Source organism: Lentzea sp. NPDC004789 (genome assembly GCF_053601075.1).
This window is the reverse complement of record NZ_JBSGBE010000001.1, coordinates 800,633-813,024: the sequence shown is the minus strand read 5'-3', so window position 1 is coordinate 813,024 and position 12,392 is coordinate 800,633. Positions and strand designations below refer to the sequence as shown.

The window sequence follows — 12,392 nt, the reverse complement described above, 5'->3', positions numbered from 1 at the left end:
GACGATGTCCGCATGCCCGACCCGAACTCCGTGAGCTGGCAGATGCACGCCGACCCGACGATGTGGATCGCCGGGATCGCGAGTCTCTACCTGCAGTCGCTGCACCCCAGGGCGGTCGCGGGGGTCGTGCAGAACTCGAACTTCCAGGCGGATCCGCTGGGCAGGTTGAAGCGGACGGCCGACTTCGTCGGGCTCGGCGTCTACGGCACCGACGAGGAGATCGCCGAGGCCGCCGCCCGTGTCCGAGCCACCCACCGAAGCCTGCGCGGCGTCGTCGACGGCAGGACGTTCCGCATCGATGAACCCGAGCTGCTGCTCTGGGTGCATTGCTCGGAGGTCTACTGCTTCGAAACGGTCATGGACCGCGCCGGTTACGGGCTGACGGACCGGCAGAAGGACCGGTATTACGCCGAGCAGCGGTTCGCGGCGTCGTTGGTCGGCCTGCACGAGGACGAGGTTCCGGGGTCGCGGCGCGAGATGGCCGAGTACTTCGACCACATGCGTCCTGAGCTGCGGCGGACGGCCGACTCCGAGGTGATCTACGACTTCCTGCACGGCCCGCCTGTCAAGGGCTGGATCAGCCGCGGTCTGCCGGTCTACCGCGTGCTGGTGGGCCACCTGGCGTACTCGGTGCAGCCCGATTGGGCGGTCGAACTCCACGGCCGCGAGCCGTACGCACACGCCGACCGATGGCTGCGAATGATGCGCCGAGCTGCGCTTCTGGTGCCGGGCAAGATCAGGAGAATGGTTCCGCCGGGCCATCTGAAACGCGCGATCGAACGGCACGGCCGGCATGTGACACCGAGTCGTGCGCGGCTTCCGTAGTTGTCACACATCACAGTCGATCATCGCCGCGGATACGTAGCATTGCTCACGACTCCACCCCACCCCCGGAAGGCTTGTCGTGATCCGTCGTGCCGCGCTCCTGACCGCTGTAGCGGTGCTCGCCACCGCCTGTGGGAGCGGTGACACCAGCACAGTCATCGGACGCGCCGACACCGGGAAGCTGACCATCGGCATCCGCTACGACCAGCCGGGCCTGAGCCAGAAGCGCCTGGACGGCCGGTACGTCGGCTTCGACGTCGACGTCGCCAGGTACGTGGCGAACGAGCTGGGCGTGAAGGAAAGCGGTATCACGTTCAAGGAGGCCCGCGGCGCGGTCCGCGAGTCGATGCTGGAGAACCACGAGGCCGACCTGATCGTCGCCACCTACTCCATCACCGACGCCCGCAAGGAGAAGGTGGACTTCGCCGGACCGTACTTCGAGACCGGCCAGGGCATCCTGGTCCGCTTCACCGAGCAGTCCATCCAGGGTCCGGAGACCCTGAACGACCGCAAGCTGTGCTCGGTCAAGGGATCCACCTCCGCACAGAAGGTGAAGAGCGACCACGCCCAGGGCGTGCGGCTCGTCGAGTACGGCCAGTACTCCGACTGCGTGATCGCGCTGATGGCGGGCAACGTCGACGCCGTCACGACCGACGAGGTCATCCTGGCCGGGTTCGCCGCCGAGAACCCGGAGCTGCTCAAGCTCGTCGGCAAGCCGTTCTCCAAGGAGCGCTACGGCATCGGCCTGCCGAAGGGCGACACCAAGTCGCGCGACGCCGTCAACAAGGCCATCGAGAAGATGGTTTCGAGCGGTGAGTGGAAGCGGGCGCTGGAACGCAACGTCGGCCCGTCGGGCTACCAGATCCCAGCGCCGCCCCAGATCACCGAGAAGGGCTAGCCCGTGACGGCGGACTTCGACGTCCAGGTCGCCCAGTCGAGCGCCCAGTCGTAGTAGTCGTGGTCCGCCGGGCCGAGCCGCACCGACGAGTTCAGCACCTCGACCGGGTCACCGACCATCGCCAGGTCGAAGAAGGTCTTCGCGTTGGCGGGCGAGAGGTTCGCGCACCCGTGCGAGACGTTCTTCTTGCCCTGGTCGTCCATCGAGCCCGCGTACTCGTGGACGAACTCGCCGTTGTTCGAGATCAGCACGGCCCACGTGACGGGGACGTCGCAGTAGTTGTACGCCTTGTTGCACATTTTGCGGCTGGCTTCCTTCTGCATCACCACGTGCGTGCCGGAACGGGTGACCCGGCCCGGGTCGCTCTCCAGCCCGTAGGACGCCGGGAAGTCGTACAGCTGCACGCCGTCGCGGAAAACGACGAACCTGTGCGTCTGCGTGTCCGCCTTCACCACCAGCGCCCGGTCGGCGATCTTGAACTGCACGTGCACGTCGTCGGCCCCGTACGCGCCGCCCCCGAACGACACGCCGTAGATGCCGGCGTCGACCGAGACCTCGGTGTTGGGCTTCCAGTACTCCCGCGGCCGCCAGTGCGCCTCGGTGTCGGACAGCCACGCCCACGCACCCTCGGTCGGCACGGAAGTCTTGACGGTCATGGCCTTCTGCACCGCGGCCTTGTCCTGCACCGGCGCGCTGAAGGTCACCTTGATCGGCATCGCGACGCCGTAGGTCTCGTGGTCGCCAACGTTCATCGACGCGCTCGTGAGCCGCTGCGGCTTGACCGTGCGGAACGACCCGCTGACGGGCACCTCCGCGCCGTCCTCGCCCTTCGCGGAGCCGGACCACGTGTAGACCTTGTCGTAGCCCAGGTCCTCGGTGGCGACCCACTTGTCGGCCGCGAGCTCACCCTTGACCACCTTGCCGTCGGCGCCCGTGAGCGCGACGGCGGTCAACGCACCTCCGGCCACACCGACCTGGAACGGCCCGGACGGGCTGATCCCCTCACCCGATGCCGGCGTCACGGTGAGTGCCGCCTTCGCCTTGTTCTCCGCGACCGGCGCAGCCGGCGACGACGGTGCGTCAGGCGCGGCGCTGCAAGCGGTCAACCCCAGTAGTACAGCCAAAATCAACGGCCTGAACACGTGCTCCCCCAAGATCCCCTCGTCCAACGCAGGAGAAGACGCACAGGGTCGGAACACGTTGCTCGTGGAATCGCGATCACCCACCCGGACCAGCGGGTTTCCTCCTATTGAGGCACACAACTGGCCGGTAATGACCTGTAGTGCTATGACGCATCACACGTTAGGCTGACCCGCGCAGGCCGTGGTTTCTGTGTTCGTGCTTCACACGCTCGCGGAACGACACGCGGGCGTGCTGTGCGCTCTCACCGAGCGAGCTGAACGCCCCCGGGACGGCCGGGGTTGCACGGTGCAGCCCCAAGCTTTCCTGCGATGGAGGCAGGTACATGGCACAGGGCACTGTCAAGTGGTTCAACTCCGAGAAGGGCTTCGGCTTCATCGCCCAGGACAACGGCGGCGCAGACGTCTTCGTCCACTACTCGGAGATCCAGGGTCAGGGTTTCCGGACCCTGGAGGAGAACCAGCGCGTGGAGTTCGAGGTCGGCCAGGGCACCAAGGGCCCACAGGCTCAGAACGTCCGTGCGATCTGATTCGCCGCAAATCTAGTCGCACGTGAAGAAGGACCCTCGGCCGGGCTCGACCGAGGGTCCTTCTCTCATTTAACGGTCTACTGGCCGCGCTGGCGCGCTTCCCACTCGAGCCGCTGCATGACCCACTCCGTGGCGAGCGCCTGCGGGGAGGTCTGGCGCTCCGCGGCGAGCTCCTTGAGCTGCTCGTTGGCCATCAGCTGCAGCCGCAGCTGGTACACCTGCGCGTTGCCGAAGCCCGAGGCGGTCGTCTCGTTGTCGGAGTCGGGGGCCAGCGCTGCGAGGTAAGAGGTCAGCTCCTCGTCGGGCAACGTCTCCTGCGGTTCGTCCGCGGGGCGGTGACGGCCGGACTTGGAGCGTCCGAGGGATCCGATAGGCACCGGAACACGATAACGGCTCGGTCACGGAAGCCAAACACCTGTGACCTGAGTCACTCCAAGGTGTGGGTGCACCCACCCACAGTGTGTCCACGATTCCGCAGGCAGGCGCAGGGAATGGCCGGGGCCGCGAACCACAGGCCGAGCAGCGAAACCGGCGGCCGGACAGCGAAACCCGCAGACCGAGCTGGGGAACCTGCGGTCGGCTTGGGGAACCTGCGGGGCCAGATCGGGAACCTGCGGGGTCGAGCGAGGCGACCCGCGGACCGGACGGGTCGGGGAACCTGCAGAGCCGGGCAACCTACCGGGGGTCCGGGGGCTTGCCCCCGGCTGGGGTCTGGGGGCTCGGCCCCCAGAAGACACCCGCAGCGTCAGGCGGCGAGGCGTCAGCCGAGCAGCCTGACGCAGAGCTGCGGAGGCCCCCGCGCCAGGGGGAGGAACGCGGGGGCCGGAGGGGATCTCCACAGGCGCTGACCGGGGGTGTGTCAGCTACTTCGGATTGTTGCACGCGTACAGCCGCGTTGGGGAGGGTTCCCAGGGAGATTCTTAAGCCGCCGATGGACGGAATCCCCTTAGTCGCAAGCTGTTGGTAACAACAAAGACGCTGCTGAACGCCATCGCGGCCCCCGCGATCATCGGGTTCAGCAGCCCCAGCGCCGCGAGCGGAAGTCCAGCGACGTTGTAGGCGAACGCCCAGAACAGGTTGCCCTTGATCGTGCCCAAAGTCTTGCGGGACAACCGAATCGCGTCCGCCGCCACGCGCAGGTCGCCGCGCACGAGCGTCAGGTCGCCCGCCTCGATCGCGACGTCGGTGCCGGTTCCCATGGCCAGCCCCAGATCCGCGGCTGCGAGGGCGGGTGCGTCGTTCACGCCGTCGCCGACCATCGCCACAACTCGGCCCTGTGCCTGGAGATTCCGAACCGCTTCGACTTTGCCGGCCGGCAGGACGTCGGCGATGACCTCGTCGATGCCGACCTCGGCGGCCACCGCGGCCGCCACCTCGGCGTTGTCGCCGGTCAGCAGCACCGGACGCAGGCCCAGCGCGCGCAACGAGCGAATCGCTTGTGCCGACGTGGGTTTCACGACGTCCGACACGACGAGAAGGCCGACAACCTTGTCATCAAAGGAAACCGCGACCGCCGTGCGAGCGGGGTGTGCAACCAGGGCCTCAGTCAGCTCTTGGGGCAGCGAAACGTTGCGTACGCGTCCGACGACAACGCGTCGATCCTCGACGACACCGCTGACGCCGACACCGTCCGTGGAGACGAAGTCCGACACGGGCAACGGGTCGGGCACCTCGCGGGTGATCGCCGCGGCGATCGGGTGTTCGGACGCGTTCTCCACGGCCGCCGCGAACCGCAGCACCTCGTCGCGCGGCACGCCGGCCGCGGGGATCACGTCCACCAGCGTCAGGCGGCCGGTGGTGACCGTGCCGGTCTTGTCCAGGACGACGGTGTCCACGCGCCGCGTCGACTCCAGCACCTCGGGACCCTTCACCAGGATGCCGAGCTGGGCGCCGCGGCCGGTGCCCACGAGCAACGCCGTCGGCGTCGCCAGGCCCAGCGCGCAGGGGCACGCGATCACGAGCACGGCCACGGCCGTCGTCACCGCGAACTCCAGCGGCCGGCCGGCGAGCAGCCACGCGCCGAACGCCAGCAGGGCGATCACCACGACGACCGGGACGAACACGGACGACACGCGGTCGGCCAGCCGTTGCACCTCGGCCTTGCCCGCCTGCGCCTGCTCGACCAATCGCGCCATCCTGGCGAGCTGGGTGTCCGCGCCGACGGAGGTCGCGGAGACGACCAGGCGGCCACCCGCGTTGACCGTTCCGCCGACGACCGCGTCGCCGGCGCCGACCTCTACCGGCACCGACTCTCCGGTCACCATCGAGCGGTCCACGGCGGAGCTGCCCTCGACCACTAGGCCGTCCGTGGCGATGCGCTCACCCGGACGGACCACGAACCGTTCGCCGACCCGGAGCTGGTCCACCGGGACCCGCGTCTCGACGCCGTCCCGCAGCACCGAGACGTCCTTCGCGCCCAGGGCGAGCAGGGATCGCAGGGCGGCACCCGCGCTGCGCTTGGACCTGGCCTCCAGGAAGCGGCCGAGCAGGAGGAACACGGTCACGCCGACCGCGACCTCGAGGTAGATGTCGCCGGAGCTCGCCGGCCGCGGCAGGAGGCTGAACTCGTGCCGCATGCCGATCGTCCCGGCCGTGCCGAACACCAACGCGTACAGCGACCACAGGTACGACACCGTGACGCCCATCGACACAAGGGTGTCCATCGTGCTGGCGCCGTGCCGTGCGTTCACGAGCGCCGCACGGTGGAACGGCCAGCCGCACACCCACACGACGACGCTGGCCAACGCCAGCGACACCCACTGCCACACCGGGAACTGCAGTGCCGGGATCATCGAGAACGCGATCACCGGCAGACCGAGCACCGCCGCCAGCGCGAACCGAAGCCCCAGCTCGCCGGACTCCTCGGCGGGCTCCGGTCTGGGCTCCTCCGCGTCGTACCCCGCCGCGCGCACGGTCGACACCAGGTCGTCCACGCGCAGGTTGTCCGGGAACTGGACGCTGGCCTTCTCGGTCGCGTAGTTCACCGTGGCGGAGACGCCGTCGATCCTGTTCAGCTTGCGTTCGATGCGCCGTGCGCACGAGGCGCAGGTCATGCCGCTGATGCTGAGCTCGACGTGGCGGGGCTCGGTCGTGGTCATCAGGCGACCTGGTAACCGGCTTCGCTGACGGCCGCGACGACCTCGGCACGGTCCAGTTCGCGGTCGCTGGTCACGGTCACCGCGCCGGTCTCCAGGACGACGTCGACGCCCGTGACGCCGGCGACCTCACCCAACTCCTCCTTGACGGAGCTCACGCAGTGGCCGCAGGTCATGCCGGTGACGGTGTAGGTGGCAGAGACGGACATCGGGGTCCCTTTCTAGGTCGGGACGCCGATCATACCCCCCTGGGGTAAGGGGTCTACTGAGGACCGTCGGGTTTCGGCTGGTCCAGGTTCTTCAGGTCCAGTTCGATCTTGTTGACCAGGTCGTCGAGGCCCGCGAGCATCTGGTCGAGCTCGGCCATCCTGGCGCCGAACGCGGACTCGATGTCGGTGTCGATCGAGTCGAGGTCGATGCCGCTGATGGCCTTCAGCACCTCCTGCGGGTCGACCGCGGGCGGTATCTGTTCGGCGTTTTGGCCCTCTGCATCGGGGGAAGGCTCCGGCGTGGGATCCGTCATCGGTCCATCTTCCCCTGGCGAGATCCCCACGAAGCAGGCACCACACCAGTACGGAAAGTAACGCTGGGTGGCGGCGGAATCACTCTGCGGGGGGCTGCGGCCGTTGTCCCAGGTCGCTTAGCCTCGCGCCAACCTCAAGTCGGGGAGGGCACTCATGAGCGGGTCACTCGAAGTACGGAAGTTCCTGTTCACACAAGACGACGGCATGTCACGACAGGGCGGGCCCAGCGTGCCGGCCCAGCGCAGCGGAGAACCCTCGCGGATCTCCGACGACCAGGTCCACCGCGCCAGGCTCGCCGTCGCACGGAGCGCCCTGGGTACGGAGGACTGCCGGATGCTGCTCGACATGCTGGGCCTGTCACCGGGCGAGGACGGCGGAGCGCCTCCAGTGCAGCGGTGAGATGAGGCGAAAGCGGATGCGGCCCTGGCTCCAGACGCGCACCCCCCGGAGCGCGTCTGCAGGACAGGGCCGCATCTCGAAACATACCCACCGGTCTCTTTAGCGGCAACGGCTAACCTTTACTCATGCCCCAGCAGGATCGGGCGTATGCGACACGCGAGGCGATACTCCACGCCGCGGCGGAGGAGTTCGACCGGCTCGGCTACGAACGCACGTCGCTGACCGCCGTGCTCGCTCGCGCCGGGCTCACCAAGGGCGCCTTCTACTTCCACTTCGCCTCCAAGGAGGCCGTCGCCCGCGCGTTGATCGAACGGCAGAGCGAGCTGTGGGCTCAGGTCCGCGAGACGTGGCACGCGCGGGGCGTCGACCCGTTGAGCGCTCTGCATGGCATGTTCGCCGAATCGGCCGAACGAATGGCCGCCGACGTGGTGCTGCGCGCGGGCGTCCGGCTGAACGCCGACCGCGAGTTCGGCTATCCGGGAGTGCCCTCCACGCACCTCACGTGGGAGAAGATGATCGCCTCCTACGTGGCGGAGGCCGGCGAGCGCGGTGATCTCCGGTCCGGGGTCGACCCCGACGCCGTGGCGCGGACGTTGTGCGGTGCCGCTCTCGGCGCCCGGCTGATCTCCTCGGCGACGACGGCGTGCGCCGACTTCCCCGCCCGGATCCGTGAAGTTCTCGGGTACGTGCTGCCGTGCGTCGCGTCTGCAGGGTGGAAGTTGTCTGGATCACAAAAAGCCGTTGACGGGTCTGATGAGTCCTGAACAGGCATTTGTCGATCCGCGCGAGGTGGACTGGAAGGTGGTTTCGGCAGGTCAGGGCATAAGTGGCACCCCCGTTTTGGAGGTGCGTGGACCTATGCCATATGCTTACGATGCTTCCAGAGACCAGCTAGTCCCCATCATCTAGCGGCCTAGGATCCCGCCCTTTCAAGGCGGTCGCGCGGGTTCGAATCCCGTTGGGGGCACGCAGTACAGTACGGTAAGATCAGCAAGTGTAAGAGCAAGGCCCAGTGGCGCAGTTGGTTAGCGCGTCGCCCTGTCACGGCGAAGGTCGCGGGTTCGAGTCCCGTCTGGGTCGCTTCATCTAGATTCATGGCCAGGTAGCTCAGTTGGTACGAGCGACCGCCTGAAAAGCGGTAGGTCGGCGGTTCGACCCCGCCCCTGGCCATCCCTCTTCGAAAGAAGCCCCGCAGAACGCTGCGGGGCTTCTTTCGTTACAGGCTGATCCGTGCGATCGCTTGGTCGTCGTGGGTTTTGTAGCGCGGCCAACGCTTGTGCTCCGAATCACCGCGCTCGGCTTCGCGGATTCGGTCGAGCGCATCGCCCAACGGCATTTCCGCGAGGTCCTCCCAGGAGAAGAGCCCGTACTCGGACACTCCACATGAGACTCCGTCGGTGGCGACGATCACCTTCCCGATCTCCGCACGCGGCCAGCTCGCGGTCAGGGCCTGTTGTGCCGCAACGGGTTCGGCCTCGGCGACCCAGTACCCGCCCGGCTGGTTCCTCCACCTGAGGATGTCCGGGTCCGGCCGGAGGTCCGCGAGCCGGGTGTCTTCGAGCACGTGCGTCGTCCGTCCGAACGCGACAACCGGGGTGTCGCACAGGACGAGCGCCTCGATGTCCGTGTCCGTCCAGCGCACGATCGCCGCGGTGGCGGACGGGGAGTCGCCGGGCACGAGATCGTGCCGCCGTGCGAGGTTCGCGATGGCCTGGGCCAGCAGATCGGTGAGCGGATCGGTGTCGGTGATCAACCGGGCGAGTTCGTCGGCGAGCCGGGTGGCGTACCAGCCTCCGTTGCGGTCCGGTGGTCTGCGTGACGTGACCCCGTCGAGCACCACGACCGCGTTGGGCAGCACGCGGATCCGGTCCTCGGTGACTCGTCCCGGAGCTCCCTGCTCAGCGGTCTCGATCTTCACGGTCCCACCGTACGTGTCAACTTGGGTTGACGTCTGTCGGTTGTCAACGTACGTTGACATCATGACTGAAGCGACGGATCTCGCCACGGCGGCTGGAGATCGCGACCCGAAGGTCGGGTTGCGGGCCGTCAGCGCGCTGCGGCGACTTTTGGAACATCTGGAGGCCGTCCAGGTCCGCAGTGCGCGGGCCCAGGGCTGGTCGTGGCAGGACATCGCGGCGGAGCTCGGGGTCTCCCGCCAGGCGGTGCACAAGAAGCACGGGGGTCGATGATGATCGCGGAACGGTTCACCAAGGAAGCCCGTGAGGCCGTGCGGACCGCGGTGCGGGACGCGGAACGGATGCAGGCCGGCCAGGTCGGCGTGGAGCACCTGCTGCTGGCGTTGCTCGACGCGCCGGTGCTGGCGGGATTCGACCTGTCGCGCGAGGAGCTGGAGACGGTGTTCCGCGACTACCGGCGCAAGGGCGGCCTGACCAAGTCCGACGCGGAAGCGTTGCGGGGCTTGGGGATCGACGTCGACGCGGTGATCGACTCGGTGGAGCAGTCGCTCGGGTCGGGTGTGTTGCGGCCGGAACCGCGCCGGCGGTGGTTCGGCATGCCGCTGGAGCCCGCGTTCAAGAAGGCGCTGGAGAACGCGTTGCGCGAGGTCCGCGACCTCCGCCACAACTACCTCGGTGCCGAGCACATCCTGCTGGCGTTGTTGCAGGACAAGGGAATCGTGGCGGAGGTGCTGACGGAGCGCGGCGTCACCTACGCGGAGATCAGGAAGCGGGCTGCGAGCGCTCGCGCCACGTGAGCCCTGGCAGGAAGAGCTGCGAGAGCGGGCCGATGCCGATCGCGTACAGGATCGTGCCGACACCGACCGTGCCGCCCAGCAGCCAGCCGGTGCCGAGCACGAGCAGCTCGATCACGGTTCGGGTGAGGCGCAGCGAGATGCCCGTGCGGCGGCAGAATCCGGTGACCATGCCGTCGCGCGGGCCCGGCCCGAGCCGTGAGCCGACGTACGCGGCGAACGCGACGGCGTTCAGCACGATGCCCAGGGTGAGCAGCACGATCCTGGGCAGGAGCTCCTGCGGCGCGGGGATGATCGCGAGCGACACGTCGACGCTGACCGCGATGAGCACGACGTTGGCGATGGTGCCGATGCCGGGCTTCTGTCTCAACGGGATCCACGCCAGCAGCACGACGGCGCCGGTGATCGCGGTGATCAGGCCGAAGCTGAGCCCGGTCCGCTTCGTGAGGCCCTCGTGGAGCACGTCCCACGGGTCGAGGCCCAAAGTCGCGCGGATCTGCATCGCCATGCTCGCGCCGTAGAGCCACAGACCTGCGAAGAGCTGGGAGAGCCGGCGGGCGGGCGCGATCCGGACGGGGACCTGGTGGAGTGCGGTCAAGGTGGCCATGTGGCCATACTGAGTTGCGATTGGCCTGGTAATCCATAGCCAATTCGCGATAATTGGCCTCATGCTCCCACCAGGTGGACGTGTATCGGGTGCGCGGCTCGCGCGGCTGCTCGGGTCGTGGCGCCGCGGCGGTGCCCGGCAGGGCTCGGCCGATCTCGCCGCGGCGCTGAAGCTGCTGGTCGCCGACGGCCGGTTGCCCGTCGGCACCCGGCTGCCGTCCGAGCGCGAGCTCACCGGCGCGTTGCCGGTGAGCCGGACGACGATCACCGCCGCGCTCGACCAGCTGCGGGCCGAGGGGGTCGTGGAGTCACGCCGCGGTGCCGGCTCGTGGATCAACGGACCGGTCGGCGGCGGGGGCGGGATCACGGGCTTCGACGACACGCTGATCGATCTCTCCCGGGCCGCGCCGCCCGCGTTGCCGTCGTTGCGGGTCGCGATGGACGTGGCGATGGGCCAAATGCCGGAGCACCTCGCGTCGCACGGGTACGACGAACGGGGGCTTCTCGTGCTGAGGCAACGGATCGCGGACCGGTATGTCGCACGTGGACTGCCGACCTCTCCCGACCAGATCGTGGTGACGTCGGGTGCTCAGCACGCGTGGGCGTTGGTGCTGCGGCTGTTCGTCGGGCCGGGAGACCGCGTCCTGGTGGAGCAACCGAGCTACCCCAACGCGTTGGAGGCGGTGCGCGCTTCGTTCGGCATCCCCGTGCCGGTGCCGATGCTGGGCGACGGGTGGGATGTGGACGGGTTCGAGGCCGCGCTGCGGCAGGCAGGACCCCGGTTGGCCTATCTCATCCCGGACTTCCAGAACCCGACCGGGCTGCTGATGCCGTCCGGGCAACGGGAAGCGCTTTCCGCCGTGCTGCGCAAGGCTCGTACGCCGGTGGTCGTCGACGAGACGCTGGTGGAGCTGGCGCTCGACCCGGTGGACCAGCCGTTGCCGATGGCGGCGTTCGGCGGAGATTCGGTGGTGACGCTGGGATCGGCCAGCAAGTCGCACTGGGGTGGCCTGCGGATCGGCTGGATCAGGGCCTCACCGGACATCGTGCACCGGCTGCTGTCGACGCGGGCGGCGATCGATCTCGGCACACCGGTGTTCGAGCAGCTCGTGCTGGCGTCGTTGCTGGAAACGCCGGAAACCGTGCTGCGGCAACGACGTGCGGAGGCTCGCGAGCAACGGGACGTGACGGTCGCCGCCCTGCGCGAGCACTGTCCACAGTGGAGCTTCCGCGTGCCGGGCGGCGGCCTCGGGGTGTGGTGCGCGCTCGACGGTCCGGTGAGCACCCGGATCGCGGTCGTGGCGCAGAATCACGGCCTTCGGCTCGTGCCGGGTCCGCGGTTCGCGGTGCACGGCGGATGCGAGAGCATGCTCCGAGTGCCGTACACGCAATCACCCGAAGTGCTGCGTGAGGCCATCGGCCGTTTGGGTGTGGTGGCTGCAACCGTTGCAGGAACAGGGTTTCCGGCGGATGCGGACCTCGCGGTCCCGGTCGCGTGAGACACGTCGGCCCGGTCTCCCGCAGCGGTGGAGACCGGGCCGACGAACTTGCCACCGGGTCGACCTGCGGAGGGGAACGTCCCAGGGATTGACGTTCCCCGTCCGCAGGTTTTCCCGTGCGGTCCGAGAACTGCGGGGGCAGCGCGGCACTCGGACCAGACCCGACC

At 68.4% G+C, this 12,392-nt stretch carries 15 protein-coding genes and 3 tRNA genes; 11 read left to right on the top strand and 7 right to left on the bottom strand.

Annotated features, from left to right (window positions below; all coding sequences use genetic code 11):
• The first annotated feature begins 12 nt into the window (after window positions 1-12).
• Together ACWEIJ_RS04095 and ACWEIJ_RS04090 are read left to right on the top strand one after the other, a co-directional pair.
• Window positions 13-825, top strand: a complete 813-nt coding sequence (locus tag ACWEIJ_RS04095) for an oxygenase MpaB family protein (protein WP_449835669.1) — start codon at window positions 13-15, stop codon at window positions 823-825.
• Between the two features lie 82 nt (window positions 826-907).
• The gene (locus ACWEIJ_RS04090; RefSeq protein WP_449835746.1) at window positions 908-1,723 is read left to right on the top strand and encodes a glutamate ABC transporter substrate-binding protein; all 816 of its coding nucleotides are present in this window, start codon (window positions 908-910) and stop codon (window positions 1,721-1,723) included.
• On the opposite strand, the gene ACWEIJ_RS04085 is transcribed toward ACWEIJ_RS04090, so the two are convergent.
• A complete protein-coding gene (locus tag ACWEIJ_RS04085) occupies window positions 1,720-2,829 on the bottom strand; it encodes a L,D-transpeptidase (RefSeq protein WP_449835668.1) in 1,110 nt (369 codons plus the stop codon). The two genes, ACWEIJ_RS04090 and ACWEIJ_RS04085, sit on opposite strands and share 4 nt — an antisense overlap.
• A gap of 359 nt (window positions 2,830-3,188) precedes the next feature.
• Between ACWEIJ_RS04085 and ACWEIJ_RS04080 the strand changes: the two genes are divergently transcribed.
• Window positions 3,189-3,392: a cold-shock protein gene (locus ACWEIJ_RS04080; protein WP_030473173.1), complete on the top strand. Its 204-nt coding sequence runs from the start codon at window positions 3,189-3,191 to the stop codon at window positions 3,390-3,392.
• 77 nt (window positions 3,393-3,469) lie between these two features.
• Here ACWEIJ_RS04080 and ACWEIJ_RS04075 read toward each other — a convergent pair whose 3' ends face one another.
• The 4 genes from ACWEIJ_RS04075 to ACWEIJ_RS04060 form a co-directional block, all read right to left on the bottom strand.
• Window positions 3,470-3,769, bottom strand: a complete 300-nt coding sequence (locus tag ACWEIJ_RS04075; RefSeq protein WP_189253511.1) for a hypothetical protein — start codon at window positions 3,767-3,769, stop codon at window positions 3,470-3,472.
• A 543-nt stretch (window positions 3,770-4,312) separates the two neighbouring features.
• A complete protein-coding gene (locus ACWEIJ_RS04070; protein WP_449835667.1) occupies window positions 4,313-6,490 on the bottom strand; it encodes a heavy metal translocating P-type ATPase in 2,178 nt (725 codons plus the stop codon).
• Window positions 6,490-6,696, bottom strand: coding sequence for a heavy-metal-associated domain-containing protein (locus ACWEIJ_RS04065; protein WP_449835666.1), 207 nt, complete (start codon window positions 6,694-6,696; stop codon window positions 6,490-6,492). The genes ACWEIJ_RS04070 and ACWEIJ_RS04065 overlap by 1 nt, the downstream gene beginning before the upstream one ends.
• 53 nt (window positions 6,697-6,749) lie before the next feature.
• A complete protein-coding gene (locus ACWEIJ_RS04060) occupies window positions 6,750-7,010 on the bottom strand; it encodes a hypothetical protein (RefSeq protein WP_355440742.1) in 261 nt (86 codons plus the stop codon).
• Between the two features lie 154 nt (window positions 7,011-7,164).
• Between ACWEIJ_RS04060 and ACWEIJ_RS04055 the strand changes: the two genes are divergently transcribed.
• The 5 genes from ACWEIJ_RS04055 to ACWEIJ_RS04035 all read left to right on the top strand — a co-directional run bounded on the left by ACWEIJ_RS04055 (window position 7,165) and on the right by ACWEIJ_RS04035 (window position 8,580).
• Window positions 7,165-7,410, top strand: a complete 246-nt coding sequence (locus tag ACWEIJ_RS04055; protein WP_030473169.1) for a hypothetical protein — start codon at window positions 7,165-7,167, stop codon at window positions 7,408-7,410.
• Window positions 7,411-7,535: 125 nt separating this feature from the next.
• A complete protein-coding gene (locus ACWEIJ_RS04050; RefSeq protein WP_449835665.1) occupies window positions 7,536-8,174 on the top strand; it encodes a ScbR family autoregulator-binding transcription factor in 639 nt (212 codons plus the stop codon).
• Between the two features lie 130 nt (window positions 8,175-8,304).
• A tRNA-Glu gene (locus ACWEIJ_RS04045) sits at window positions 8,305-8,377 on the top strand.
• 39 nt (window positions 8,378-8,416) lie between these two features.
• Window positions 8,417-8,490, top strand: a tRNA-Asp gene (locus tag ACWEIJ_RS04040).
• 16 nt (window positions 8,491-8,506) lie between these two features.
• Window positions 8,507-8,580: transfer RNA gene (locus ACWEIJ_RS04035), tRNA-Phe, on the top strand.
• A 46-nt stretch (window positions 8,581-8,626) separates the two neighbouring features.
• Here the strand turns inward: ACWEIJ_RS04035 and ACWEIJ_RS04030 are convergent.
• Entirely contained in the window at window positions 8,627-9,328 is a 702-nt protein-coding gene (locus tag ACWEIJ_RS04030) for a protein phosphatase 2C domain-containing protein (RefSeq protein ID WP_449835664.1), read from the bottom strand.
• 61 nt (window positions 9,329-9,389) lie between these two features.
• Here ACWEIJ_RS04030 and ACWEIJ_RS04025 point away from each other — a divergent pair, with 61 nt between their 5' ends.
• Both ACWEIJ_RS04025 and ACWEIJ_RS04020 read left to right on the top strand, forming a co-directional pair.
• Window positions 9,390-9,599, top strand: a complete 210-nt coding sequence (locus tag ACWEIJ_RS04025; protein ID WP_112227042.1) for a helix-turn-helix domain-containing protein — start codon at window positions 9,390-9,392, stop codon at window positions 9,597-9,599.
• Complete coding sequence (locus ACWEIJ_RS04020; RefSeq protein ID WP_449835663.1) at window positions 9,596-10,123, top strand: Clp protease N-terminal domain-containing protein; 528 nt, start codon at window positions 9,596-9,598, stop codon at window positions 10,121-10,123. Before ACWEIJ_RS04025 ends, ACWEIJ_RS04020 begins: the two co-directional genes overlap by 4 nt.
• Here ACWEIJ_RS04020 and yczE read toward each other — a convergent pair.
• Entirely contained in the window at window positions 10,089-10,727 is a 639-nt protein-coding gene (gene yczE / locus ACWEIJ_RS04015) for a membrane protein YczE (RefSeq protein ID WP_355440754.1), read from the bottom strand. The genes ACWEIJ_RS04020 and yczE overlap by 35 nt on opposite strands.
• Window positions 10,728-10,788: 61 nt before the next feature.
• On the opposite strand from yczE, the gene yczR reads away from it, so the two are divergent.
• Window positions 10,789-12,225 carry a MocR-like transcription factor YczR gene (gene yczR / locus ACWEIJ_RS04010; RefSeq protein WP_449835662.1) on the top strand — a complete coding sequence of 479 codons (1,437 nt, stop codon included), beginning with the start codon at window positions 10,789-10,791 and terminating at the stop codon, window positions 12,223-12,225.
• Window positions 12,226-12,392: the final 167 nt, after the last annotated feature.

Bases quoted from the DNA above. Each gene is read 5' to 3' on its own strand.
- ACWEIJ_RS04065 (WP_449835666.1), bottom strand. From the start codon at position 6,696: ATGTCCGTCTCTGCCACCTACACCGTCACCGGCATGACCTGCGGCCAC.
- ACWEIJ_RS04050 (WP_449835665.1), top strand. From the start codon at position 7,536: ATGCCCCAGCAGGATCGGGCGTATGCGACACGCGAGGCGATACTCCAC.
- ACWEIJ_RS04060 (WP_355440742.1), bottom strand. From the start codon at position 7,010: ATGACGGATCCCACGCCGGAGCCTTCCCCCGATGCAGAGGGCCAAAAC.
- ACWEIJ_RS04095 (WP_449835669.1), top strand. From the start codon at position 13: ATGCCCGACCCGAACTCCGTGAGCTGGCAGATGCACGCCGACCCGACG.
- ACWEIJ_RS04080 (WP_030473173.1), top strand. From the start codon at position 3,189: ATGGCACAGGGCACTGTCAAGTGGTTCAACTCCGAGAAGGGCTTCGGC.
- ACWEIJ_RS04025 (WP_112227042.1), top strand. From the start codon at position 9,390: ATGACTGAAGCGACGGATCTCGCCACGGCGGCTGGAGATCGCGACCCG.
- yczE (WP_355440754.1), bottom strand. From the start codon at position 10,727: ATGGCCACCTTGACCGCACTCCACCAGGTCCCCGTCCGGATCGCGCCC.
- ACWEIJ_RS04070 (WP_449835667.1), bottom strand. From the start codon at position 6,490: ATGACCACGACCGAGCCCCGCCACGTCGAGCTCAGCATCAGCGGCATG.
- ACWEIJ_RS04020 (WP_449835663.1), top strand. From the start codon at position 9,596: ATGATGATCGCGGAACGGTTCACCAAGGAAGCCCGTGAGGCCGTGCGG.
- ACWEIJ_RS04055 (WP_030473169.1), top strand. From the start codon at position 7,165: ATGAGCGGGTCACTCGAAGTACGGAAGTTCCTGTTCACACAAGACGAC.
- yczR (WP_449835662.1), top strand. From the start codon at position 10,789: ATGCTCCCACCAGGTGGACGTGTATCGGGTGCGCGGCTCGCGCGGCTG.